This is a genomic window from Pseudomonas sp. BAV 4579 (genome assembly GCF_009765395.1).
In the GTDB taxonomy this organism is placed as follows: domain Bacteria; phylum Pseudomonadota; class Gammaproteobacteria; order Pseudomonadales; family Pseudomonadaceae; genus Chryseomonas; species Chryseomonas aestiva.
Map to the genome: position 1 here is coordinate 103,014 of NZ_WHOV01000002.1, position 22,762 is coordinate 125,775.

24 protein-coding genes are annotated in these 22,762 nt (G+C 67.2%); 22 read left to right on the forward strand and 2 right to left on the reverse strand.

From position 1 onward, the window contains the following. Positions 1 to 12 precede the first annotated feature (12 nt). The 5 genes from parA to GSQ95_RS00555 all read left to right on the forward strand — a co-directional run bounded on the left by parA (position 13) and on the right by GSQ95_RS00555 (position 4,507). Positions 13 to 651 carry a ParA family partition ATPase gene (gene parA, locus GSQ95_RS00535; RefSeq protein ID WP_158890753.1) on the forward strand — a complete coding sequence of 213 codons (639 nt, stop codon included), beginning with the start codon at positions 13 to 15 and terminating at the stop codon, positions 649 to 651. Then, entirely contained in the window at positions 648 to 911 is a 264-nt protein-coding gene (locus tag GSQ95_RS00540; protein ID WP_158890755.1) for a chromosome partitioning protein ParB, read from the forward strand. The genes parA and GSQ95_RS00540 overlap by 4 nt, the downstream gene beginning before the upstream one ends. Further along, on the forward strand, positions 908 to 1,465 hold the full coding sequence (locus tag GSQ95_RS00545; protein ID WP_158890757.1) for a DUF2840 domain-containing protein: 558 nt from the start codon (positions 908 to 910) through the stop codon (positions 1,463 to 1,465). Before GSQ95_RS00540 ends, GSQ95_RS00545 begins: the two co-directional genes overlap by 4 nt. Continuing rightward, positions 1,462 to 2,061, forward strand: a complete 600-nt coding sequence (locus GSQ95_RS00550; protein WP_158890759.1) for a S26 family signal peptidase — start codon at positions 1,462 to 1,464, stop codon at positions 2,059 to 2,061. The genes GSQ95_RS00545 and GSQ95_RS00550 overlap by 4 nt, the downstream gene beginning before the upstream one ends. A gap of 448 nt (positions 2,062 to 2,509) precedes the next feature. After that, a complete protein-coding gene (locus GSQ95_RS00555) occupies positions 2,510 to 4,507 on the forward strand; it encodes a relaxase/mobilization nuclease and DUF3363 domain-containing protein (RefSeq protein ID WP_158890761.1) in 1,998 nt (665 codons plus the stop codon). Here the strand turns inward: GSQ95_RS00555 and GSQ95_RS00560 are convergent. After that, positions 4,502 to 5,434, reverse strand: coding sequence for a LysR family transcriptional regulator (locus GSQ95_RS00560; RefSeq protein ID WP_158890763.1), 933 nt, complete (start codon positions 5,432 to 5,434; stop codon positions 4,502 to 4,504). The genes GSQ95_RS00555 and GSQ95_RS00560 overlap by 6 nt on opposite strands. Before the next feature lie 129 nt (positions 5,435 to 5,563). Between GSQ95_RS00560 and GSQ95_RS00565 the strand changes: the two genes are divergently transcribed. The 17 genes from GSQ95_RS00565 to GSQ95_RS00645 all read left to right on the forward strand — a co-directional run bounded on the left by GSQ95_RS00565 (position 5,564) and on the right by GSQ95_RS00645 (position 21,594). Then, complete coding sequence (locus tag GSQ95_RS00565) at positions 5,564 to 6,760, forward strand: MFS transporter (protein WP_218580182.1); 1,197 nt, start codon at positions 5,564 to 5,566, stop codon at positions 6,758 to 6,760. Further along, a complete protein-coding gene (locus tag GSQ95_RS00570; RefSeq protein ID WP_158890765.1) occupies positions 6,753 to 7,769 on the forward strand; it encodes an EthD domain-containing protein in 1,017 nt (338 codons plus the stop codon). Before GSQ95_RS00565 ends, GSQ95_RS00570 begins: the two co-directional genes overlap by 8 nt. Before the next feature lie 26 nt (positions 7,770 to 7,795). After that, positions 7,796 to 8,740, forward strand: coding sequence for a LysR family transcriptional regulator (locus GSQ95_RS00575; RefSeq protein WP_158890767.1), 945 nt, complete (start codon positions 7,796 to 7,798; stop codon positions 8,738 to 8,740). Next, on the forward strand, positions 8,737 to 9,015 hold the full coding sequence (locus GSQ95_RS00580) for an entry exclusion lipoprotein TrbK (protein ID WP_158890769.1): 279 nt from the start codon (positions 8,737 to 8,739) through the stop codon (positions 9,013 to 9,015). Before GSQ95_RS00575 ends, GSQ95_RS00580 begins: the two co-directional genes overlap by 4 nt. A 230-nt stretch (positions 9,016 to 9,245) precedes the next feature. Beyond that, positions 9,246 to 11,246: a conjugal transfer protein TraG gene (locus tag GSQ95_RS00585; RefSeq protein WP_158890771.1), complete on the forward strand. Its 2,001-nt coding sequence runs from the start codon at positions 9,246 to 9,248 to the stop codon at positions 11,244 to 11,246. Next, positions 11,243 to 11,731, forward strand: a complete 489-nt coding sequence (locus tag GSQ95_RS00590; RefSeq protein ID WP_158890773.1) for a ribbon-helix-helix protein, CopG family — start codon at positions 11,243 to 11,245, stop codon at positions 11,729 to 11,731. Before GSQ95_RS00585 ends, GSQ95_RS00590 begins: the two co-directional genes overlap by 4 nt. Further along, complete coding sequence (gene trbB / locus GSQ95_RS00595; protein WP_158890775.1) at positions 11,728 to 12,771, forward strand: P-type conjugative transfer ATPase TrbB; 1,044 nt, start codon at positions 11,728 to 11,730, stop codon at positions 12,769 to 12,771. The genes GSQ95_RS00590 and trbB overlap by 4 nt, the downstream gene beginning before the upstream one ends. Further along, positions 12,768 to 13,151, forward strand: a complete 384-nt coding sequence (locus tag GSQ95_RS00600) for a TrbC/VirB2 family protein (RefSeq protein ID WP_158890777.1) — start codon at positions 12,768 to 12,770, stop codon at positions 13,149 to 13,151. The genes trbB and GSQ95_RS00600 overlap by 4 nt, the downstream gene beginning before the upstream one ends. Continuing rightward, a complete protein-coding gene (locus GSQ95_RS00605; RefSeq protein ID WP_158890779.1) occupies positions 13,148 to 13,420 on the forward strand; it encodes a VirB3 family type IV secretion system protein in 273 nt (90 codons plus the stop codon). Before GSQ95_RS00600 ends, GSQ95_RS00605 begins: the two co-directional genes overlap by 4 nt. A 10-nt stretch (positions 13,421 to 13,430) precedes the next feature. Next, complete coding sequence (gene trbE / locus GSQ95_RS00610) at positions 13,431 to 15,896, forward strand: conjugal transfer protein TrbE (RefSeq protein ID WP_158890781.1); 2,466 nt, start codon at positions 13,431 to 13,433, stop codon at positions 15,894 to 15,896. Beyond that, positions 15,893 to 16,621 carry a P-type conjugative transfer protein TrbJ gene (gene trbJ / locus GSQ95_RS00615; RefSeq protein WP_158890783.1) on the forward strand — a complete coding sequence of 243 codons (729 nt, stop codon included), beginning with the start codon at positions 15,893 to 15,895 and terminating at the stop codon, positions 16,619 to 16,621. The genes trbE and trbJ overlap by 4 nt, the downstream gene beginning before the upstream one ends. A gap of 12 nt (positions 16,622 to 16,633) precedes the next feature. Further along, positions 16,634 to 16,960 carry a hypothetical protein gene (locus GSQ95_RS00620; RefSeq protein WP_158890785.1) on the forward strand — a complete coding sequence of 109 codons (327 nt, stop codon included), beginning with the start codon at positions 16,634 to 16,636 and terminating at the stop codon, positions 16,958 to 16,960. Beyond that, the gene (gene trbL, locus GSQ95_RS00625) at positions 16,957 to 18,339 is read left to right on the forward strand and encodes a P-type conjugative transfer protein TrbL (RefSeq protein ID WP_158890787.1); all 1,383 of its coding nucleotides are present in this window, start codon (positions 16,957 to 16,959) and stop codon (positions 18,337 to 18,339) included. The genes GSQ95_RS00620 and trbL overlap by 4 nt, the downstream gene beginning before the upstream one ends. A gap of 18 nt (positions 18,340 to 18,357) precedes the next feature. After that, entirely contained in the window at positions 18,358 to 19,062 is a 705-nt protein-coding gene (gene trbF, locus GSQ95_RS00630) for a conjugal transfer protein TrbF (protein ID WP_158890789.1), read from the forward strand. Further along, positions 19,059 to 20,072, forward strand: a complete 1,014-nt coding sequence (trbG, locus tag GSQ95_RS00635) for a P-type conjugative transfer protein TrbG (RefSeq protein WP_158890791.1) — start codon at positions 19,059 to 19,061, stop codon at positions 20,070 to 20,072. The genes trbF and trbG overlap by 4 nt, the downstream gene beginning before the upstream one ends. Before the next feature lie 2 nt (positions 20,073 to 20,074). Next, complete coding sequence (locus GSQ95_RS00640; protein WP_158890793.1) at positions 20,075 to 21,355, forward strand: TrbI/VirB10 family protein; 1,281 nt, start codon at positions 20,075 to 20,077, stop codon at positions 21,353 to 21,355. Further along, positions 21,352 to 21,594, forward strand: coding sequence for a DUF2274 domain-containing protein (locus GSQ95_RS00645; RefSeq protein WP_158890795.1), 243 nt, complete (start codon positions 21,352 to 21,354; stop codon positions 21,592 to 21,594). Before GSQ95_RS00640 ends, GSQ95_RS00645 begins: the two co-directional genes overlap by 4 nt. Before the next feature lie 300 nt (positions 21,595 to 21,894). Here GSQ95_RS00645 and GSQ95_RS00650 read toward each other — a convergent pair whose 3' ends face one another. After that, complete coding sequence (locus GSQ95_RS00650; protein ID WP_158890797.1) at positions 21,895 to 22,761, reverse strand: SDR family oxidoreductase; 867 nt, start codon at positions 22,759 to 22,761, stop codon at positions 21,895 to 21,897. Position 22,762: the final 1 nt, after the last annotated feature.

The window sequence follows — 22,762 nt, forward strand, 5'->3', positions numbered from 1 at the left end:
GAGGGCCGCGTCATGATCTTCGCGTTTCTCAACCAGAAAGGCGGCGTCGGCAAGACCACGCTCGCCACCCACATCGCGGGCGAGCTGGCGATGCGCGGCCTGCACGTCATCCTGCTGGATGCCGACCCGCAAGGTTCATCGCTGGACTGGACGCAGCGGCGTAGCCAGCAGGGCTTGCCACGGTTGTTCAGCGCCGTGGGCCTCGCCCGCGAAACGCTGCATCAGGAGGCGCCAGAACTCGCCAGGCGGGCCGATCACGTCATCATCGACGGGCCGCCGCGCATCGCCGCCTTGGCGCGCTCCGCGCTGCTGGCGGCCGAGCGCGTGCTGATCCCGGTGCAGCCCAGTCCCTATGACGTGTGGGCCAGCGCCGAGATGGTGGCGCTGATCCGCGAGGCGCAGGTGTTCCGGCCTGCGCTGCGCGCGGCCTTCGTCATCAACCGGCGCGTCAGCACCACCATCATCGGCCGCGAGGCGCGGCAATCGCTGGCCGAACAGCCATTGCCTGCGCTGCGCGCCGAGGTTCGGCAAAGGATCGTCTTTGCCGACAGCGTGGCCGCTGGCCGGCTCGCCCGCGAGACGGCGCCCGACAGCGCCGCCGCACGTGAGATCGCCGTGCTCACCGATGAACTGCTGCGGTGGCCGACATGAGCGGCCCGCGCAGCAAGCGCGTCGGCATCGGCGCACGTCCGCCCGCGAATCCGCACGCCGAGGCGTGGATTCGCCAGGGCGATGCCGATGCGCTCAACAAAGGCGACCTTTACACGGCCCGCCTGACGCTCGACGTGACGCCCGCGCTGCGCGCGCGCATCAAGATCGCCGCCTTCGGCCAGGGCGTGACCGTGGCCGACCTGCTGCGCGGCCTGCTGGAACAGGAGTTTCCCGACAAGCGCCCGGAGAACCTGCCATGAACGCATCCGCCTTGCCTGCCGCTCACGCGGCGACGGCTGCACCGGCTGCTGCGCCGCCGCCTTCGCTTTCGACGCTCGCCGGCCAGGCTGGCAACGTGCCGCTGACTCGCGTATCGCTCGCCTACATCGAACCGCGCTTCAAGCTCTACCTGCGTTTCGGCGAACCGGCGCGCACGCTGCGGCTCGACCGCTGGCGGCGCTGCGCGGTGTTCCTGCCGCGTGCAATGTTCTGCCGCGTGCGCTGGGAAGCAAACGACTACGGCACGATCCGCTGGCAGCTCATGGTGATGCAAGCCGCCACGCCGCTGGACGACATGCAGCGCATCCCCGGCGTGCGGCCGGGCGCACGCCTGCTGCTGCACGCCGAAGGCGAGAACGCGGTGCGTGCCGTGCTGGAACGCATCGACGGCATCGACGCGCAGGGCATCGCCGCCATCGACGTGTCGCCCGCGTACTGGCGCACGCTGGGCAACCGTCTGGCGGCCCGCCTGCCGCTGCCCGAATACACCGCCGAGCGGCACGCCGCCTGGCTGGCCGAGAGGGCGCTGCCATGACGACCCAATCCAACACCACATGCACGCACGAAGCCGCGCCGCATCCTCGCTCGCGCCTGCGCGTTCGCATCGTGCTGGCGGGCTTTGCCGCCGTCGGCCTCGTTGCGCTGTCCTGGGCGGCGTTCGTGCAACCGCTGCCGCGTCTGACCTACAACCCGTCCGACAGCGTGGCGGTCGGCTGGTATCGCATCGAACCGTTCGACCCGCGCACCGCCTCGCTGCCACGTCCGCTGTCCGTGGACAGCATCGTGCTGGTGCCGCTGCCCGACAGGGCCGCCACGCTGGCTGCGCAGCGCGGCTACCTGCCGACGCGCGTGCCGCTACTCAAACGTGTGGGCGCGGTCGCGCCGCAACACGTTTGCATCGTCGCCGGGCAGGTACGCATCGACGGTGTGCCTGCGGCCGCCGCGCTGCCTGCCGACCGGCTGGGTCGGCCGCTGCCATCCTTGCAGCTTTGCCGCCGCCTCGAACCGGGCGAGCTGTTCCTGTTGAGCGTGACCAATCCGGCATCGTTCGACAGCCGTTATTTCGGCCCGGTCAGCGCATCCGCCGTGATCGGCGTCGCGCATCCGGTCTGGCTGGAGACGCGCCCATGATGACCGCCGATTCGCTGCACGTTGCCGTGCCTCTCATCGTGCCATCGGGCATGCCGTTCCGGCTGCTGCCGCCGTGTCGTCGCGCGTGCAGCGCGGGCGCATCCGCGCCGCACTTCGCGCAACATCCGGCGCAGCCGTCCAACGTGCAGGCGTCTTGCCTCGAACGCGCTCGGCCTACGGCCATTGGCGCGTTCGCCGGCGGGCTGGCTGCAAGCAGCACAGCGCCGCCGGGCCGCCGACGCCCGGAGCGACAGCGAAGGGCAAAGGCGGAAGGCAAGACAAAAGGACGCGGCACCTGGCCGCGTCGAAAGCCAGTCTGCACGTGGGGTTGGCGCGGCACGCAGCGGCTTCGCCGCCGTGCCGCGTTCGGTGCGAGGGTCGCGCCAATGCAGGCATGTCCGCGTGCTTCGCATGACCGGACACGCCAGAGCTTGTCGGGAGAACGGCCATGACCGACCGCCGCGACGACGATTTCCGGGTGCGTCCGAGCGCCCCGAAGATCCGGGGCAAGGGCCAGCGGCAGAGCTTCGTCTCCAAGGTACTCAAGCAGGCCGGCAAGGCCAGTGGTGGCAAGTCCACGGTGCGCCGTTCGGCATCGGCGCATGGCACCGGCCAGCGTCCCGGCTCGCGCTTGGGACGCGGCCATACGGCAGCGCGCTTCGCCGGGGCGAAGCTGACGCCCCTGTCGCGGCGCGTGACCATCAAGACCTTGCTGGTTAATCACCAGCGGGCCAGCCCGCAATCGCTCGCCAAGCACCTGCGTTACGTCGAGCGCGACGGCGCGGGCCGCGATGGCGTACCTGGGCAGGCCTATGGGCCGCAGGCCGACGAAGCCGACCTCGATGCCTTCAAGGAACGCTGCGCCGACGACCGGCACCATTTCCGCTTCATCGTTTCACCGGAAGCCGGCGAGGAACTGGACGACCTGCGTACCTACACCCGGCACCTGGTGAACCGCATGGAAGCCGACCTGGGCACGCGACTCGATTGGGTGGCGGTCGATCACTGGAACACCGACAACCCGCACACCCACCTGATCGTGCGCGGGCGCGACGATACCGGCAAAGACCTCATCGTCGCGGGCGACTACATCGCCCACGGCTTCCGCCATCGCGCCGCCGAACTGGCGACAGAATGGCTGGGGCCGCGCACCGAACTGGAGATCCAGCAAACCTTGGGGCGCGAGGTGGAACAGGAGCGGTGGACGAGCCTGGACCGCACGCTGCAACGCGAGGCTGGCGAGGACGGCCGGGTGCAGATCGAACGCTTCAACGAACCCCGGATGCAACGCCAGCGCTTGCTGCTGATCGGCCGCCTGCAACGCTTGCAGCGCCTGGGCCTGGCCGACGAGATGCAGCCCGGCACTTGGGCCGTCCACGCCGATGCCGAGAAGACCTTGCGTGCCCTGGGCGAGCGCGGTGACATCATCCGCACGATGCAGCGGGCCATGAGCGGCCAGCCGCGTGAGCTGGTCGTGTTCGAGCCAGGCCAGAATGACGATGGAAGCGGCCGCAGCATCATCGGCCGCGTGGCCGCGAAGGGGCTGGCCGACGAGCTGCACGACCGCGGCTATCTGGTCATCGACGGCGTGGACGGCAAGGCCCACTACGTTGCACTGAACGCTCGGGATGAGCTGGCGAACTACCCGATCGGCGCCGTGGTGGAGGTGAAGGGATCGGCTGACGTGCGCGCGGCCGACAAGAACATCGCCGCGCTGGCGAACGATGGCATGTACCGCGCCGATCACCACCTGGCCATCGAACAAGGCCGGGCCAAGCCCGGTCGCGACCCGCAGGAAGTGGTCGCCGCCCATGTCCGGCGGCTGGAAGCCCTGCGCCGGGCCGGCATCGTGGAACGCGTGGCCGAGGGGCTATGGAAGGTGCCAGATGACCTGACCGAGCGTGGTCGCCAATACGACGCGCGGCGCCTGGGCGGCGTCGCCGTGGAGCTGAGATCGCACCTGCCCATCGAGCGGCAGGCCCGCGTCATCGGCGCAACCTGGCTCGATCAGCAGTTGATCGGCGGCGGTCGAGGACTGGGCGACCTGGGCTTTGGTGGAGACGCCAAGCAAGCGATGCAGCAGCGCGCCGTCTTCCTCGAAGAACAGGGGCTGGCGCAGCGGCACGGGCAGCACGTGATCCTGGCACGCAATCTGCTGGGCACGCTGCGCAATCGGGAGCTGGCGCAGACCGCCAAGGACATTGCGGCGGAAACCGACCTGGAGCATCGCCCCGTAGCCGATGGGCAACGCGTGGCGGGTATATACCGGCGCAGCGTCATGCTCGCCAGCGGGCGCTACGCGATGCTCGATGACGGCATGGGCTTCTCGCTGGTGCCATGGAAGCCGGTGATCGAACCGCGGCTGGGGCAGCAGCTCGCCGCGACGGTGCGCGGTGATGGCGTGTCTTGGGAGCTTGGGAGACAGAGGGGGCAATCCATTTCATGAGACGCGACTTCTTTCTTCCCAAGGAGGCTCCGGCAAAAACCGTTCGGCCAGCAAATCCACCACGCGCCGTACCTTGGCCGACAGATGTCGGTTCTTCTGCCAGACCGCATGGATCGGGAATCCCTGGGTTCGGACCTCGGGCAATACACGCAGCAACCGTCCCGCGCGGAGGTGCTCGGCAACCAGCCAGTCGGACAGCAACGCGATGCCGTGCCCGGCCAACGCTGCGTCCAGGATGGCCTCGCTATGGTTCAGGCCCAGCCGCCCGCGCACTGTCAGAGGTTGATTGCGGCCTTTGCTGTCAAGGAAGTGCCAGGGCCGTGTTTGCCCGCCGCTGCCAAAGGTGATGCAGGCGTGTCCATGCAGATCGTCCGGGGTTTGCGGCTGGCCGTGCCGGGCCAGATAGTCGGGATGCGCGATCAGTACGGCCTGCTGAACGCCCAAGGGTTTGGCGACCAGTGTGGCGCTGTCTTGCAGCGGCCCGATGCGGATCACCAAGTCAATGCTGTCTTCGACCAGATCGACTTGGCGGTCGGTCAGGCTGACATCCAGTTCGAGCGCGGGGTGTTCTGCGGCGATTTCCAACAACGCCGGCAACACCCAGCGCCGGCCGAAGACCACGGGCAGATCGACACGCATGCGTCCTGCCAGTTCCTGGCGCTGGGCAGTCACCAGCGCCTGTGCGCTTTCCAGTTCAGCGACGGCGCGCAAGCATCCGTCGCTGAACTGGCGACCTTCCTCGGTCAAGTTCAAGTGGCGCGTGGTCCGCTGGAACAGGCGCACGCCCAGCGCGGCTTCCAGGCGGGCGATGCTCTTGGCGACGCCCGACTTGCTCATGTCCAGTCGCTCGGCCGCCAAGGTGAAGCTGCCAGCCTGCACGACCTGCATGAAGACGGCGATGCCCCGGAAAGGGTCTGGCGTATTCATAGCGCTCCTATTGACGAATTTTAGTCAACTGTATTTCGATTTCACAAGCATATATCGAATATAGATTCGTCAATAAACTCTTTCGCTGGAACAGCCTGTTCGGGCTGTCGATCTTTCTGCGAGGGTCTGATGCCGCCACCGGCCGTTACGTCCGCATTTCGCCCAAATGGCGCGTTGCTGCTGCTGGCAACCTGTGCCGGGCTGGGTGTCGCGAATGTCTATTACCTGCAACCCGGTCTGTCCCTGGTGCAGGCCGAGTTCAGCGCAAGTCCGGAACGCGTCGGCTGGGTGCCGACCCTGACGCAGATCGGCTATGCCTTAGGCATGCTGTTGCTGGCTCCACTCGGAGACGTGGTGCCGCGACGGCGGCTGATGCTGGTCAAAGCGGTGCTGCTGGTGCTGGCCCTGCTGGCGGCGGGCATCTCGCCCGGCCTTGGTTGGCTGCTCATCGCCAGCGTCGCCGTTGGCCTGCTGGGCAGCATCGGCCAGGATTTCGTACCGATCGCCGCGCAACTGGCTCCCGACGAACAGCGGGGACGCGCCGTGGGCACGGTCACGACCGGATTGCTCACCGGCATCCTGCTGTCGCGCACCCTGGGCGGCTGGGTCGCCGAGTCCTTGGGCTGGCGTGCCATGCAGTTCCTGGCAGCCGGCCTGATGCTGGGGGTCATGACGATCGCCTGGCGCACTGTGCCGAACCTGCCGCCTGCCAGCCGCAGCCGCTACGGCGCATTGATCGCCAGCTTGTGGACGTTCTGGCGGCAGCACCGCACGCTGCGACTGGCGGTGGTGTCGCAGGCGCTGCTCGCGTCTACCTTGGGTGCGTTCTGGTCCACGCTGGCCCTGGTGCTGGCGGCACCGCCGTTCCATCTGGGAGCCGGCGTGGCAGGCACCTACGGCATCGCTGGCGCGGCCGGCGCACTGGCTGCACCTTGGTTCGGCCGCCTCAATGACCGCCGTGGGCCGCTTCCCGCCATCCGCCTCGGATGTGCGCTGGTGATCGTGGCGTTCCTCGGTATGGAAATCCTGCCGCCCAGTCTCTGGAGTCTGGCGGTCGGCGCCGTGGTCTTCGACCTGGGCGTGATGGCGGCGCTCGTTTCGCACCAAACCATCGTCAACGGGCTGGACCCGCAGGCTCGCAGCCGTCTCAACGGTCTGCTGATGACCGGCGCCATGGTCGGCGTCGCCGCGGGTGCCGCCATCGGCAGCGCCGCATGGGCGGGCATGGGCTCGCTTGGTCTCTACGGCTTCGCCGCAGCCGCAGGAATCGCGGCGCTGGCCGTGTCTTTTCTTCACCATCCCCCTGGAGAACACCGCCATGACTAAGACTGTCGAGGAACGACTTTTCCGCGCTCCCTATCTGCAACCCCAGCCCGGCAGCGACCGGCCGCTCACCGTGTTGTGCTCTCTGCTTTCTCGGGCCGACAACACGCCGCTGACCGAGCGCCGGCGCGCCGAAGGGCACGTGCTCGATCATGCCGGTAACGTCATCGCCGACCCGGCGGCAGAGCCGTCGGCCAATGCCTTCGAGGGCAACCCGAATCTCAACTTCGAGCACTGGGGCGAGTATTGGCGCAAGGTGCATGGCGTGCGTTTCATCCACGCCGAGGAAGCGGACGACCGTACCCTGGAACGGCTGCTGCGCTACGACCAGTTGCACCGCTTCGCGCCAGCACCGACCAACACCGATGCACCGCCGTACCGCGCTCCGGTCGATGAACAAGGCCGCTTGTGGCCCGCCGTCGTCGGCCATGTCGAACCCTACCGCCGGCCGCGCTGGGATGGCATTGCTTACCTGAATTTCGCCAGCCCCGAGGACATCGCCGTGGTGTTGGGCAATGACCGGGTGCGCGAGAAGATCCTGCCCGAAGATCAGGCGATCTTCCGCGATATCGCGCCGGTACTGTCACGCCAGTACGTCATCGTGCCGAGCGACACGGGTAATGAGGCCATCACGCTGGTCAAGCTCCACGTGCGCAATCCAACGGTCAGCCGCGACGCCTTCCATCAGTGGTGGCTGCGCGATCATGCGCCGCTGGCCGCAGCGCAGTCCAAGGACTGGGCGCGACGCTACGTGCAGCTGCACAACATCGGGCCGACCGAGCCGGGTCAGCCGCTGTACCACCCACAGGCAAGCACCATCGACGGCGTGACGCTGATGAATTTCGTCAGCGTGAACGATCTAGAGGACTTCCTGCGTAGCCCGGAATACAAGGCGATCGCCGAGGACGAAGCGCGGCTGACGGACGCGACGGCTGGCGAATGGTGGACGACCATCGGCATGGTGCTGGTCAACCGCATCGCCCCGGAGCGGGCGACGGACTTGGACGCATGAGTTAGCGGCGGACGAGGCAGCTGTCTATGGAACTTCGCCATCTTCGCTGCTTTCTGGCCGTCGCCGAAGAACTGCACTTCGCCCGCGCGGCGGAGAAGCTGCACATCGAGCAGTCGCCGCTGTCGCGTGCCATCAAGGAATTGGAAGAAGAATTGGGCGTGGTGCTGTTCGCCCGCACCACGCGCAGCACGCGGCTGACCCGTGCGGGCAAACTGTTCCTGGATCATGTGCCGCGCGTCTTCGCGGCCTTGCAGCAGGCCCGCGATAGCGTGAAGGCGGCCGCCAATGGCTTCAACGGCCAGTTGCGCATCGCGCTGTCCGACGGCATCACGCCTTCGCGGTTACCGGCCTTGCTGGCACTGTGCAGGCAGGATGAACCTGAAGTCGAAATCCGCCTTTTCGAGGTGCCGCTGGCGCAGCAGATCAAGGGCCTACACGACGACCTGTACGACGTGGGGTTTGCTCGCGCTGATGAAGCCGGCGATGGCATCGTCGCTGCGCCCGTCTGGAGTGACCCGCTCATGGTGGCCGTGCCGGCACGCCATCCCTTGCTGGCGCACAAGCGCATCCCCTTGGAAGAACTGCTGCGCTATCCGCTGGTGCTGTGCGACCCGGTAGCATGCGAAGGCCATGCGCGGCAGGTGGATCGCCTGCTGCGCCGCGTGGACATGGAACCACTGGTGGCCGAGCGAGTGGCGACCTGCGATCTGATGATGGCGCTGGTCTCCGCCGGTTTTGCCCTGGGGCTGACGGGCGCCGCGCACATCACGGCCAGCCGAGAACAGGGGGTGGTCGCACGGCCGCTGGCGGGATGCTCGCCCGTGCTCACCACCTATCTGCTGCGCGTGGATGCCGACCCCTCGGAGACGCTGGCTCGCTTCATCGAGCGCGTGCAGGCCATCGACTCGCCAGAGTCTGCCCGGCCCGCGTCGGGCCTTAATTCCGACTCCCCTGAGGAAGCCACGCCATGAAGAAGATCATCCCGTTCTTTTTCGCGTCCCTCCTGGCCGCCTGCGGCCAGTCCGAAGCGCCACAGAAGCCCTCCGATTCCGCAGCCAACATTCCAACAGTGGAAGAGCTGGCATCCGATCCCGCGCAGCTCAAGGAACTGCGCCAGCAATGCAAGACGGATCGCCCCAAGCTGGGCGATGTGCTCTGCAACCGGGTCGCCGAAGCCACGCGTAAGCGGTTCTATGGCGACGGCAAGGTGCCATATACGCCACCGAAGGAACCGCCCAAGTTCTGATTGTTGGCGGCTTGCCGCATCACCTTCTTTTTCTGCTCAACACGCCGCAATGCGACCGCATTTGCGGCGTTTTCCTTTGACTCGCCACCGCACGAATTCTGTCCTTTTGCTCGACTTTCCTGCTTGAAACGGTCTTTGACCGGCACTGACCCGACACCGATTCTCACGCTATGCGGCACGTTCTTGTGCCGAGTTTGAACGAGGAATAGCGCAGGAATCGGAGGCCAGTCATGCAAGGTCAGGGCGTGTTGTTCGGGCAGATCGCCGCCGTCTTCGGCATCGTGATCGCCGGTGTGTGGAGTGCAACGCAATGGACAGCCGCCGCCCTGGGCTATCAACTGCGCCTTGGTTCGCCCTGGTTCGATTTCCTCGGAACGCCGGTCTATCACCCCTGGCGGCTGTTCGAGTGGTGGTTCTTCTTCGATGCCTATGCGCCGCATGTCTTCGACATAGGTGGGGCCATCGCGGGCGGCAGCGGTTTGGTGGCCGTGGTGGTCGCCATTGGCATGTCGGTGTGGCGCTCGCGTCAGGCCAAGCTGGTCACGACCTATGGTTCGGCGCGCTGGGCCGACGCGGATGACATTCGCAAAGCCGGGCTGACGCGGCCTGCCGGCGTTTTCCTCGGCAAGTATCGCAACGAGTATCTGCGCCATGAAGGCCCGGAACACGTCCTGACCTTCGCGCCGACGCGCTCCGGCAAAGGCGTCGGCCTGGTCATTCCCACGCTATTGTCCTGGCCCGCGTCCGCCGTCATCCATGACATCAAGGGCGAGAACTGGCAGATCACCGCGGGCTGGCGCTCGCGCTTCTCGCATTGCCTGCTGTTCAACCCGACCGATGCGAAGTCGGCCGCCTACAACCCGCTGCTGGAGGTTCGGCGCGGCGCGCATGAAGTGCGCGACGTGCAGAACATCGCGGACATCCTGGTCGATCCCGAAGGCGCGCTGGAGAAGCGCAATCACTGGGAGAAGACCAGTCATGCGCTACTGGTCGGGGCCATCCTGCACGTACTCTACGCGGGCGAAGACAAGACGCTGCGCGGCGCCGCCAATTTCCTGTCCGATCCGGCGTGCCCGTTCGAGCTGACCCTGCACCGGATGATGACGACGAAGCACCTGGGCGATGTATCGCACCCGGTTGTCGCGTCCGCTGCGCGCGAAGTGCTCAACAAGTCGGACAACGAGCGCTCGGGCGTGTTGAGCACCGCCATGTCGTTCCTCGGCCTGTACCGCGACCCCACGGTGGCCGAAGTCACCTCGCGCTGCGACTGGCGCATCGCCGACCTGATCGCGTCCGAGCATCCCGTCTCGTTGTATCTGGTGGTGCCGCCGTCGGACATTTCGCGTACCAAACCGCTCATCCGCCTGATCCTCAACCAGATCGGGCGGCGCTTGACCGAATCGCTCGACGGTAGCGACGGCATCGAGCGCCGTCACAAGCTGCTGTTGATGCTCGATGAGTTCCCGGCGCTGGGCCGCCTGGATTTCTTCGAGACGGCGCTCGCCTTCATGGCGGGCTATGGCATCCGCAGCTTCTTGATCGCGCAGTCGCTCAACCAGATCGACAAAGCCTACGGCCAGAACCATTCCATCCTCGACAACTGCCACGTCCGCGTGACGTTCGCCACCAACGACGAACGCACCGCCAAGCGCATCTCCGAAACGTTGGGCACCGCCACCGAACTGCGCGCGCAGCGCAACTATGCCGGTCACCGGCTTGCGCCGTGGCTGGGGCACTTGATGGTGTCGCGGCAGGAGACGGCCCGCCCCCTGCTGACGCCCGGCGAAGTCATGCAGCTTCCGACTGACGAGGCCGTGGTGATGGTGTCCAGCGTGGCGCCGATCAAGGCGAAGAAGCTGCGCTATTACGCCGACGCGAACTTCAAGCGCCGTGTGCTGCCGCCGCCGATGCTGGTAGCCGGGCGTTACACCGATGCGCCGCCTGCGCGCCCTGATGACTGGAGCGATCTGGCCATTCCCGCTGTACCGACCACGCCGGCCGGTACAGCAGCCGATGGCATGGGCGGCACCGCCGATGAAGGCGGCCCACGCCGTCAACCCGAACTCTCCGAAACCGTCGCCTACGCCCCCGAGTTGGCCGCACCTGCGGGCGACCTTGGCCTGCTCGATGACGACGACCTGCCGCTTCCTCTTCCGCGCCAGTTCGACCCCGCCATGCAGCGCACGGCCCGGCTGGCAACGCTGGACCCCAACGACGGAATCGACCTATGAGCCCTCATCGTGCGAACTATCGCCTCAATCTGTTCATCCAGCCCGAGCACGCCAAGCGTCTCGAAGAACTGGCCGCCAAGAAAGGCGTCTCGAAGTCGTCCATCGTCGCGGCGGCGCTCGCATCGTGGCTGTCACCCGATGCCGGCGACCAGCGCGAGGCCGCCATCGCCAAGCGGCTGGATCGCCTGTCGCGGCAGGCCGAGCGCCTGGAGCGCGACCAGAACATCCAGATCGAAACACTGGCGCTGTTCATCCGCTACTTCCTGACCGTCAGCACGCCGGTTCCCGAGACCCATCAGGACGCGGCCCGCGCCCAGGGCAAAGCGCGTTTCGAGCAGTTCGTGGAGCAGCTTGGCCGCCACCTGCTACGCGGTCGGAGCTTGGTGCGCGACGTGGTGGAAGAACTGCATCCCGATCCGGTGCGGATGGATGACGCGGCGGCGCTGGCCGAAGCCCACGAACGGACAGCGGAGCGTGCCTCATGAGCGCTGTTCCTCAAATCCCGCCCGAACGCTCATCCACCGCGGCTTCGCTGGATCGCCGCATCCAGATGCTGCGCACGGCCATGGGGCCGGTCATCGCCGCCGCGCTGGCCGACCCGGACGTGGTGGAAATCATGCTCAACCCCGACCGCACCCTGTGGGTGGATCGGCTCTCAATGGGCCGCACGCCGCTGGGCATGGAACTGTCCGAAGACGATGGTGAACGCATCATCCGCCTGGTGGCCGCGCACGTCGGCGCGGAAGTGCATCGCGGGCGGCCACTGCTTACCGCCGAGCTGCCCGAAACCGGCGAGCGCTTCGAGGGCATCTTGCCGCCGGCTGCGCCGGGGCCAGCCTTCGCGCTGCGCAAGCGTGCCGTGAGCATCATCGGCCTGGATCGCTATGTGGCCGACGGCATCCTGACCACCGGGCAGGCCGAGTTCCTACGCCGCACCGTGCGCGAGCGCCAGAACATCCTGATCGCCGGGGCGACGAGCAGCGGCAAGACCACGCTCGCCAATGCCTTGCTGGCCGAGATCGCCGCCACCGGCGACCGCGTGCTGGTGCTCGAAGACACCATCGAACTGCAATGCGACGCCCGCGACCATGTGCCCCTGCGTACCCGCGCTGGCGTCGTCTCGATGCAGGAGCTGGTGCGCGCCACGATGCGCCTGCGCCCCGACCGTGTGGTCGTCGGCGAGGTGCGTGGCGGCGAAGCCCTGGACCTCATCAAAGTGTGGGGCACCGGTCATCCCGGCGGCATCGCCACGATCCACGCCGGTTCCGCGCTGGGCGCCCTGCTGCGCCTGGAACAGTTGATTCTCGAAGTGGCGGTGAATCCGCCGCGTGCGCTGATCGCCGAGGCCATCAACGTCGTCATCCACATCGCCGGACGCGGCCGCAAGCGCCGCGTCGAAAGCATCGCCCGCGTCGTCGGTTTCGGCGGCGTGGGCTACCGCCTGGCAGACGCGCTGGAAACACCGTTTCCCGAGCTGACGCCAGTTTCTTCCCCGTCCCCTGAACCCTCTGGAGAACTGCCATGACGCAGATGCACCTTCCTGCTTTCCGCTTTTCCGTAAATCCGCTTCCACGAATGGCACGGCTACGCAGCCTGTCCCGCCCTGCGGGGCAAGGGCTGCTGCTGGCCGCGCTGCTGCTGTTCTTGGCCGGTACCGCGCAGGCTGCCGGTTCCTCGATGCCCTGGGAAGGGCCGCTGACCTCCATCCTCGAATCCATCCAGGGTCCTGTGGCACGCATCGTCGCGGTCATTATCATCATTTCCACCGGCCTGGCGCTGGCCTTCGGCGATACCAGCGGCGGCTTCCGCAAGCTGATCCAGATCGTGTTTGGGTTGAGCATCGCCTTCGCCGCGTCCTCGTTCTTCCTGTCGTTCTTCAGCTTCTCCGGCGGGGCGGTCGTATGAGCGCCCCGGACAGCTTCGCGGCAGGGTTCGAGGTGCCGCTGCATCGCTCGTTGACCGAGCCGATCCTGCTGGGCGGCGCGCCGCGCACCGTAGCGATTGCCAACGGCACGCTGGCCGCCGCCGTCGGGCTGGGCCTGCAACTGTGGATTCCCGGTGTCGTGCTCTGGATCGTCGGCCACTCGCTGGCCGTCTGGGGCGCGCGTGTCGATCCGCAGTTCATGCAGGTCTTCGCCCGACACATCAAGCACAAGCCGCTGCTGGACGTGTGAGGACGACGCCATGCTGAACCTTGCCGAATACCGCCAGCGGCCCGCGCTGCTGGCCGACTGGTTGCCCTGGGCCGGGCTGATCGCGCCGGGTGTCGTCTTGAACAAGGACGGCAGTTTCCAGCGCACAGCGCGCTTTCGCGGGCCTGATCTGGACAGCGCCACGCAGGGCGAGCTGATCGCCACCACGGCGCGGCTGAACAACGCGCTGCGCCGGCTGGGTTCGGGCTGGGCGCTGTTCGTGGAGGCCGAGCGCCAGCCGGCAGCGGACTATCTGCATTCCGACTTCCCCGAACCGCTGTCGTGGCTGGTGGACGAGGAGCGCCGCGCCGCCTTCGAGGAATCGGGCCACCACTTCGAGAGCGCCTATCACCTGACGCTGGCCTATCTGCCGCCCGAGGAATCCCGCGCCCGTGCGGCCAAGCTGCTCTACGAGCACGCACCGGGCGATGGCGTGGACTGGCGCGGCCGGCTCGATGCCTTCGTGGCAGAGACGGATCGCGTGTTCGACCTGCTCGATGGCGTGATGCCGGAAATCGCCTGGCTCGATGACGCGCAGACACTGACCTATCTGCACGCCACGGTTTCGACGCGGCGCTACCGGCTGGCCGTGCCCGAGGTGCCGTTCCACCTCGACGCGCTACTGGCCGACTCCGCGCTGGTCGGCGGCCTGGCGCCCACGCTGGGCGACCAGCACCTGCGCGTGGTGTCGGTGCGGGGCTTTCCGACCTCGACCTGGCCGGGCCTGCTGGACGACCTCAACCGCCTGGGCTTTGCCTATCGCTGGAGCACGCGCTTTCTCTGCCTCGACAAAGCCGAAGCGGAAAAAGAACTGGGCCGCCTGCGCCGCCAGTGGTTTGCGAAACGGAAGAACGTCATCGCCTTGCTGCGCGAGACGATCTTCCAGCAGGAAAGCCCGCTGGTGGACACCGACGCCAGCAACAAGGCCGGCGATGCGGACGCCGCCATGCAGGAGCTGGGCAGCGATCAAGTCGCCTTCGGCTACCTCACCGCCACGGTCACCGTGCTCGATGCCGATCCGGCCGCGGCCGACGAGAAGCTGCGCAGGGTGGAGCGCGTGATTCAGGGCCGGGGCTTCGTGACCATTCCAGAAACCTTGAATGCGGTCGATGCGTGGCTGTCGTCGGTGCCGGGCAATGCCTATGCCAACGTGCGCCAGCCCATCGTTTCGACGCTGAATCTGGCGCACATGATGCCGGTGTCCGCCGTGTGGGCCGGGCCGGAGAAGAATGCCCATCTCGACGGCCCGCCGCTGATCGTCACGCGCACCGATGGCGCGACGCCGTTCCGGCTGGTGACGCACATCGGCGACGTGGGGCACACGCTGGTCGCGGGGCCGACCGGCATGGGCAAGTCCGTGCTGTTGGCGATGCTGGCCTTGCAGTTCCGACGCTATGGCGGCTCGCGCATCTTCGCCTTCGACATGGGGCGCTCGATGCGCGCCACCATCCTCGGCCTGGGTGGCGAACACTACGACCTGGGCGCGGACGGCGGAATCGCCTTCCAGCCGCTCGCGCGCATCGACCGCGAAGGCGACCGTACCTGGGCGGCCGAATGGGTGGAAGGCCGGCTGCTGCATGAAGGCGTCACCGTCGGTCCGGACGAGAAAGCCGCCATCTGGTCGGCGCTGGGGAGCCTCGCCGGTGCGCCTGTGGAGCAGCGCACCATGACCGGCCTGTCGGTGCTGCTGCAATCGAACGCGCTGCGCCAAGCCCTGTCGCCGTATGTGCTGGGCGGTGCGCACGGCAAGCTGCTGGATGCCGACGGTGACAGGCTCGGCAGCGGCGACGTGCAGGGCTTCGAGATGGAAGAACTGATGCACAGCCCCGCCGCCGTGCAGGCGGTACTGCGCTACCTGTTCGCCCGCTTCGATGCACGGTTCGACGGTGCACCCACGCTGCTGATCCTCGATGAAGCCTGGCTGTTCCTCGATGAACCATCGTTTGCAGCGCGCATCCGGCAATGGCTCAAAACGCTGCGCAAGAAGAACGTCAGCGTCATCTTTGCCACGCAGTCGCTGGCCGACATCAAGGATTCGAGCATCGCGCCCGCGATCATCGAAAGCTGTGCCAGCCGCATCTTCCTGCCAAACCCGCAGGCGACCGAGCCGCAGATCCGCACGATCTACGAGGGCTTTGGCCTGAACGCGCGGCAGATCGAAATCGTCGCCACCGCACAGCCCAAGCGCGATTACTACTACCAATCGCGCCTGGGCAATCGCCTGTTCGACCTCGACCTGGGGCCGGTCGCGCTCGCCTTCGCGGGCGCTTCCACACCGCAAGACCAGCGCGCCATCGACGAGGTTCTTGGCCGCGTGCCGACGCAGGCCGGCGCTCCCGGCTTCGCCGGCGCGTGGCTGCGCCATCGCGGCCTCGATTGGGCCGCCGACCTGCTGCCCTCGTTCCGCGGCTTCGCGCCGGGTTCCCTCACTGACCACCCCCTGGAGAACTTGCCATGAAGAAGCGTCTTATCGCCGCCGCCATCGCGGCCATGCTTTGCAGCGCCACCGCCCATGCGCAATGGGTCGTGGTCGATCCCACGAACCTCGTGCAGAACACGCTGACCGCCGTTCGCACGCTGGAGCAGATCAACAATCAGATCCATCAGCTCCAGAACGAAGCGCAGATGCTGATGAACCAGGCGCGCAACCTGACGAAGCTGGACTTCAACATCGTCAACCGCTTGCGCTCCACGCTGGCGACCACCGAACGCCTGATCGCCGAGGCGCAAGGGCTGGCCTATGACGTGCAGAGCATGGATCGTGAGTTCGCCCGGCTGTACCCGGAGCAGTACGCGGCCACCGTCAGCGGCGATCAGATGCTGCGCGATGCCCGTGAGCGGTGGAAGAACACCCTCGACGGCCTGCACACCGCGATGCGGATGCAGGCGCAGGTGTCGCAGAACCTAGCGCAGGACGAAGGCGCGCTTGCCGATCTGGTCAGCCAGAGCCAATCGGCCACCGGCGCCTTGCAGGCCATGCAGGCGACCAACCAGCTGCTGGCGTTGCAGGCCAAGCAGTCCATCCAGGCCCAGCAACTCCAGATCACGCAAGACCGGGCGGCTTCGCTGGAGCTGGCGCGGCAGGCGGCGGCCACCGAGCGCGCCCGCGAAGTGCGGCGGCGCTTCCTCGGCACCGGCACGCCGTACACGCCGCAGTCCGTCAATTTCTACACCAACAACTGACGGGAGGCGGCCATGCGATGGATTCCTGTCCTGCTGGCCGTGCTGCTGACCGCTTGCGGCCAGCAACCGGCCGAAGACCTGGCCGCCACCTTGGCCGCCGATCCCGTGCGGCTCAAGGCGCTGCGCGCCCGATGCGCAGCTAACAAGCAAGCCGCAGGCGAAGACGCCTGCCGAGCGGCCGCTGAAGCCTTCCGCCGGCGCTTCTTCGCTGGCCAGGCCGGGCCGGACGAGTACCGGACGCTGGCCGAACTGCCGCCGATTCCAGCGAGCTTCGACACGCCCACCGACGACGCGCCGGAAGGCGATGCGTCGATCGCCGCAGCGGAGGACACGCCATGAACGACGTGACCATCATCGACAGATTCTTCGATACCTTCTCGCGCTACTTCGACTCGGGCTTTGGCCTGCTGCACGGCGAAGTGGCGTTCCTGACGGCCACGCTCATCGTCATCGACGTGACCATCGCCGGCCTGTACTGGGCCATGAGCCACGCCACCGGCCAGGGCGAGGACGTGATCGCCAAGCTGCTGCGCAAGGTGCTCTACGTCGGTGCCTTCGCCTACATCATCAACAACTTCAATTGGCTGTCCGGCATCGTATTCCGGTCGTTCGCCGGGCTGGGCCTGACGGCCAGCGGCTCGACGCTGACGATGGAATCCTTCCTGCAACCGGGACGGCTGGCGAAAGCCGGTCTCGATGCCGGAGGACCCATCATCCTCCAGCTCGACGACATGATGGGATTCCCCGAGGTGTTCGCCAACCTCGACGTCATCCTGGTGTTGTTCATCGCCTGGCTGATCGTCGTGCTGTGCTTCTTCGTCTTGGCGATCCAGCTTTTCATCACGCTGATCGAGTTCAAGCTGACCACGCTCGCCGGCTTCGTGCTGGTGCCGTTCGCGTTGTGGAACAAGACTTCGTTCCTCGCCGAGAAGGTGCTCGGCAACGTGGTGTCGTCGGGCATCAAGGTGCTGGTGCTGGCCGTCATCGTCGGCATCGGCTCGGGGCTGTTCGCGGAGTTCCAGGTTCACCCCGATGAGCCTTCCATCGACCATGCGCTGGTCGTGATGCTGGCTGCGCTCACGCTGCTGGCGCTGGGCATCTTCGGCCCTGGCATCGCCACGGGCCTGGTGTCCGGGGCGCCGCAGCTCGGTGCGGGCGCGATGGCCGGTGCTGCCGTCGGTGCGGTCGGCACAGGCGTTGCCATCGGTGCCGCCGCGACTGGCGTGGGCGGTGCCGTCATGGCGGGTGCACGCATGGCCCCTGCCGCCGCCAAGCTGGCCGGCAGCGGCGCGCGTGCGGCCACGTCGGCGGCCAGTAGTGCGAAGTCGGCGTTCCAGACCGGTTCGGCCGCTGCGGGAGGCGGGGCCAAAGGCGCTGCTGCAGGCCTTGGCAACGTCGCCAAGACCGGCGCGCAGGCCGCCGGCCGCCGCGCCGTGTCGGGCGTTTCCGCTGCCGGGCAGAAGGTGGCCGATTCCTTCGGGGCGGGATGGAACGGCGCAGAGGCCGGCGCTGCCGGCGCCGGCCAGGCCGCCGCAGGCGAAGGCGAAGGCGCGGACAGTGCCGCCAGCGCACCGAAGCAGGAACAACCCACCTGGGCCAAACGGATGCACCGCAGCCAGCAGATCACCCATGCCGCGACCACCGCCGCCCACACGCTGCGCGGGGGTGATGGCGGCGGCTCGGGGCAAGGCCCGAGCTTGCGCGATTCCGATACCTGACCCTCAAGGAGAACACTCATGCGATTCAAACGACCGCAGGTGCGCTATGCCGATACACCGCAGCCTGCCACCCCGTACCAGTCCGCCGCGCAGGTGTGGGACGACCGTATTGGCTCGGCCCGCGTCCAGGCCAAGAACTGGCGATTCATGGCCTTCGGTTGTCTCACGCTCGCGCTGCTGATGGCCGGCGGCCTGGTCTGGCGTTCGGCGCAATCCATCGTCACGCCCTACGTCATCGAGGTGGACAAGAGCGGCCAGGTGCGTGCGGTCGGTGAAGCCGCCACACCGTACAAGCCCGCTGATGCGCAGATCGCCTACCACCTCGCGCACTTCGTCACGCTGGTGCGCTCGCTCTCCGTCGATCCCATCGTCGTGCGGCAGAACTGGCTCGACGCCTACGACTACACCACCGACAAGGGCGCGGCGGTGCTCAACGACTACGCCAGCAAAAACGATCCGTTCGCCCGTGTCGGCCGCGAGTCGGTGACGGTGCAGATCACCAGCGTGACCCGCGCCAGCGACACGTCGTTCAACGTGCGCTGGACGGAACAACGATTCGTCAACGGTGCGCCCGCCGGCACCGAGCGGTGGAACGCCGTGCTGTCCATCGTCCTGCAAACCCCGCGCACCGAACAGCGCCTGCGCAAGAACCCGCTGGGGATCTACGTCAATGGCCTGTCATGGAGCCGCGAACTGGATGCTTCCGAAGGAGTGAAACCATGAATGCACTTTTCCGCAAATCCGCCGTGCCGTCGATCCTGCTGGCCTCGGCTGTCTTGTTCTCGGGCTGCGCCTCGCAGGGCAAGCCGCCGCCGGCCGTCTCGCTCGATGAGCCGGTGCAGGCGCAGCCGTTGCCGGAGCCGCCCGCGCCGGTGGAGGTGGTCAAAGTGCCCGAGCCGCTGGCGCTGCCGGCACAGTTGAAGCCATTGTCCGAAGCGGATGCGGCCCCGGCTGCGCCGGAGCCTGCCGACGAGAAGGTGCGCGTGTCCCGCGCCAACGCCGAGGCGCGCATCGCGCCCACCCGCGAGGGCTACGTCAATGCGATTCAGGTGTGGCCCTTCACCGATGGCGCGCTGTATCAGGTCTATGCGGCCGTGGGCCGCGTGACCGTGATCGCGCTCCAGCCGGGGGAGGAACTGGTGACGGTCGCTGCCGGCGATACCGTGCGCTGGATCGTGGGCGACACGTCCAGCGGCAGCGGCGACGCGCTGCGCGTCAATGTGATGGTGAAGCCCATCCGTTCGGGCCTCAAGACGAACCTGGTCATCACCACCAGCCGCAGGACGTACCTGCTGGAGCTGACTTCCACGGAAAAGGCGTGGATGGCCTCGGTGTCCTGGGATTACCCCAAGGACAAGATGCTGGCCTTGCAGCGTCAGGCGCAGACGGCTAGCGCCGCCGCGCCGGTCGATACCGGCCTGTCGCTGGAGAAGATCCGTTTCCGCTACGTGGTGTCCGGCAGCAATCCGCCGTGGAAGCCGCTGCGCGTCTTCGATGACGGCGAGAAGGTCTACATCCAGTTCCCGGCGGGCATCGCCCAAGGCGAGCTGCCGCCGCTGTTCGTGATCGGCCCGCAGGGCGACGGGCAGTTGGTGAACTACCGCTTCCGTCCGCCGTACTACATCGTGGATCGGCTGTTCGGCGCTGCCGAACTGCGCCTGGGTGGCGACAAGGGTGACGTGGTGCGGATCGAGCGTACCGATGGCGTCGTCTCAAGGAACGGGAGGAACTGAGCATGAGCCAAGACGACGCTCCCGACCTCACCATGCCACAGGCGGGCAAAGTCGCGCCCGAGGCGGTGGCGCTGCGCGCCCAGCCGCGCCCGGTCACGCGCTTGAACCGGCGCACGCTGGCCATCCTCGCAGGCAGCCTGTCGGTCGCCGTGCTCGGCGCGTTGATGTGGTCGCTGCAACCGCAGCGGCGAGGCACTGGCGAGCAGACCGAGCTATACAACGTCGATCGCGTCTCCAAGTCCGAAGGGCTGGATGCGCTGCCGGCGGATTACTCCAAGCTGCCGCCAGCCGTGCCGCCCAAGGTGCCCGAACTGGGGCCACCGCTGCCAGGCGATCTTGGCCCGGCCATCGTGAAGTCGCAGCAGCCGGTGACGGCCACCTATGCGCCACCCAGCCAGGACCCCAACGACGCCTTACGCAAGGAAGCCGAAGCGGCCGCGGGTTCATCGGTGTTCTTCCGCTCTGGCACGCAAAAGGCCGCGCCGGTGGCGCAGTCGCAAGCCGCTGCCGCGTCCGGCTTCGCCGCCAATGCGGCGTTCGATCCGATGGCGGCCGGGCCTGCCTCGACGGCGGCCCAGTCTGCCGATCCGACCACCGTGCAGAACCGGCAAGACCAGAAAGAGGCGTTCCAGAAAGCCGGAACCACGGAAACCCGTAATTCCGGCAATCTGACCCTGCCGGCTTCGCCGTATCAGGTGATGGCCGGAACGGTGGTGGCCGGGGCGCTGGTGACCGGCATCAAGTCGGACTTGCCGGGCGAGGTGATCGCCACGGTGACGGAGCCGGTCTATGACACGGCTACCGGGAAGTTCCTGCTGATCCCGCAGGGTTCGCGCATCCTGGGCAAATACAGCAGCCAGGTCAGCTACGGGCAGAGTCGCGTGCAGGTCGTGTGGAACCGGATCATCCTGCCGGACACGTCTTCGCTCACGCTCGACAACCTGGCCGGCACCGACCCGGCCGGCTACGCCGGGCTGGAAGACGACGTGGATTACCACTGGCGCCGCATCTTCGCCGGCGCGGCGCTGACGACGCTGCTGGGTGTCGGTGCCGAGCTGGCCGCGCCGGAGAACCGGCAGGACGGCAATCGCATCGTGATTGCGGGGCGCGACAGCGCGCAGGACAGTGTGAATCAGGTCGGGCAGGAAATGACCCGGCGCAACATGAACATCCAGCCGACGCTGACCGAACGGCCGGGTCTGCCGGTTCGCATCATCGTCAACCGCGACCTGGTGCTGCGGCCGTACCAGCCGCTTTTCTTCAACCGGGGGACTTCACGATGACGACGCGCAAGCTGCGGCTGGGGCCGCTGCCAAAGATGGAATCCACGAAGCTGACCTTTGCTTGCCCGGCCAGCCTGAAAACCGACCTCGACCGGTACGCCGCGCTGCACGCGCAGACCTATGGCGAGACGGTCGATGCGACGACGCTAATCCCGCACATGCTCGAAGCCTTCATGGCGGGGGATCGGGGGTTCAGGAAGGGAGAGGCCGGCAAGGCTGTGACGCCAAAATCAAGCTGACGATGGTGGTTTCTGCTAGCGGCCATTCCTCGACGCGCAGCCCCAAGGCTGCGCGTTCTTAGTTGTGGAGAGCGGCGGTCGATCGGGCTATGATGACGGTTCAAGCCCGGCGTTCTCTGCACGACCAAGTGCGATCCGGCTTTCTCTCCCGACGCTCCTGTGTGGCACCTAGTCCACAACGCCGCACTCCCGCAACGCGGCCCAAAGTAGAGCTAAACCCGCGCCCTGTATAGACTTCTGACCATCAGGCTGTTTTCACTAATGGCTTGACACCGGCCCTTTTTTGTTTCCGAAAGAAGGCTAGTCGGGTCGGTCGTCCGCGCGCAGGCGCCAGGTGCCTTCGTGGCGTTCGGCCAGGCCGCGCTGCTCCAGGTCGCTGAGATAGCGACGCAGACCGCGTTCGCCGCGACGCTGAAAGAACGGCAACAGGCGCGGCAGCAGGTCGGGCACCAGCATCGCCAGCCGGCTCAGCCAGAGTTCGCCGGCGCGCGGGGCGCTTTCCAGCCGCGGTCGATCCAGCACCCGCACCAGCAGCCGCGCCACCGTCTCGGGCGACTGGGGCGGATCCATGAATTGCAGGGCATTGCCGCCGGCGATGGCTTCGTGGCGCAGCATCGGGGTGTCGGTGGCCGACGGCAGGACACAGCAGACGCGGATGCCCTGGGGCGCGAGATCCTGGGCCAGGGCGAGGATGTCGCCGCGCAAGCCGAACTTGCTGGCGCAATAGACGGGGCTCTCCGGGGTGGGAAAGATGCCCGCCAGGGAGACGGTGGTGACCAGCCGGGCATTGGTCGAGCGCCTGAGCAGGGGGATGGCCAGGCGCGCGAGCAGCAGGGGCGCCAGCAGGTTGATGTCGAGCTCCTGGCGAATGCTGGCCGGACTGCGTTCGGTCAGGGGGCCGACGCGGACGATGGCGGCGTTGTTGACCAGGGCGTCGAGGCGACCGCAGCGCTGCTGGACGAAGTCGATCAGGGCGGTGAGCTGGTCTTCGTCGCAGAGATCGGCGGCGTAGGTCAGGGTGGCTTCGCCCAGCTCGGCGCGCAGGGCGGCCAGGCCCCTGGCGTCGCGGTCCACCAGGACCAACTGGACGGGCCGGCGGCTGAGTTGCCGCGCCAGGCATTGACCGATGCCGCCAGCGGCACCGGTGATCAGGATGACGTCGCTCATG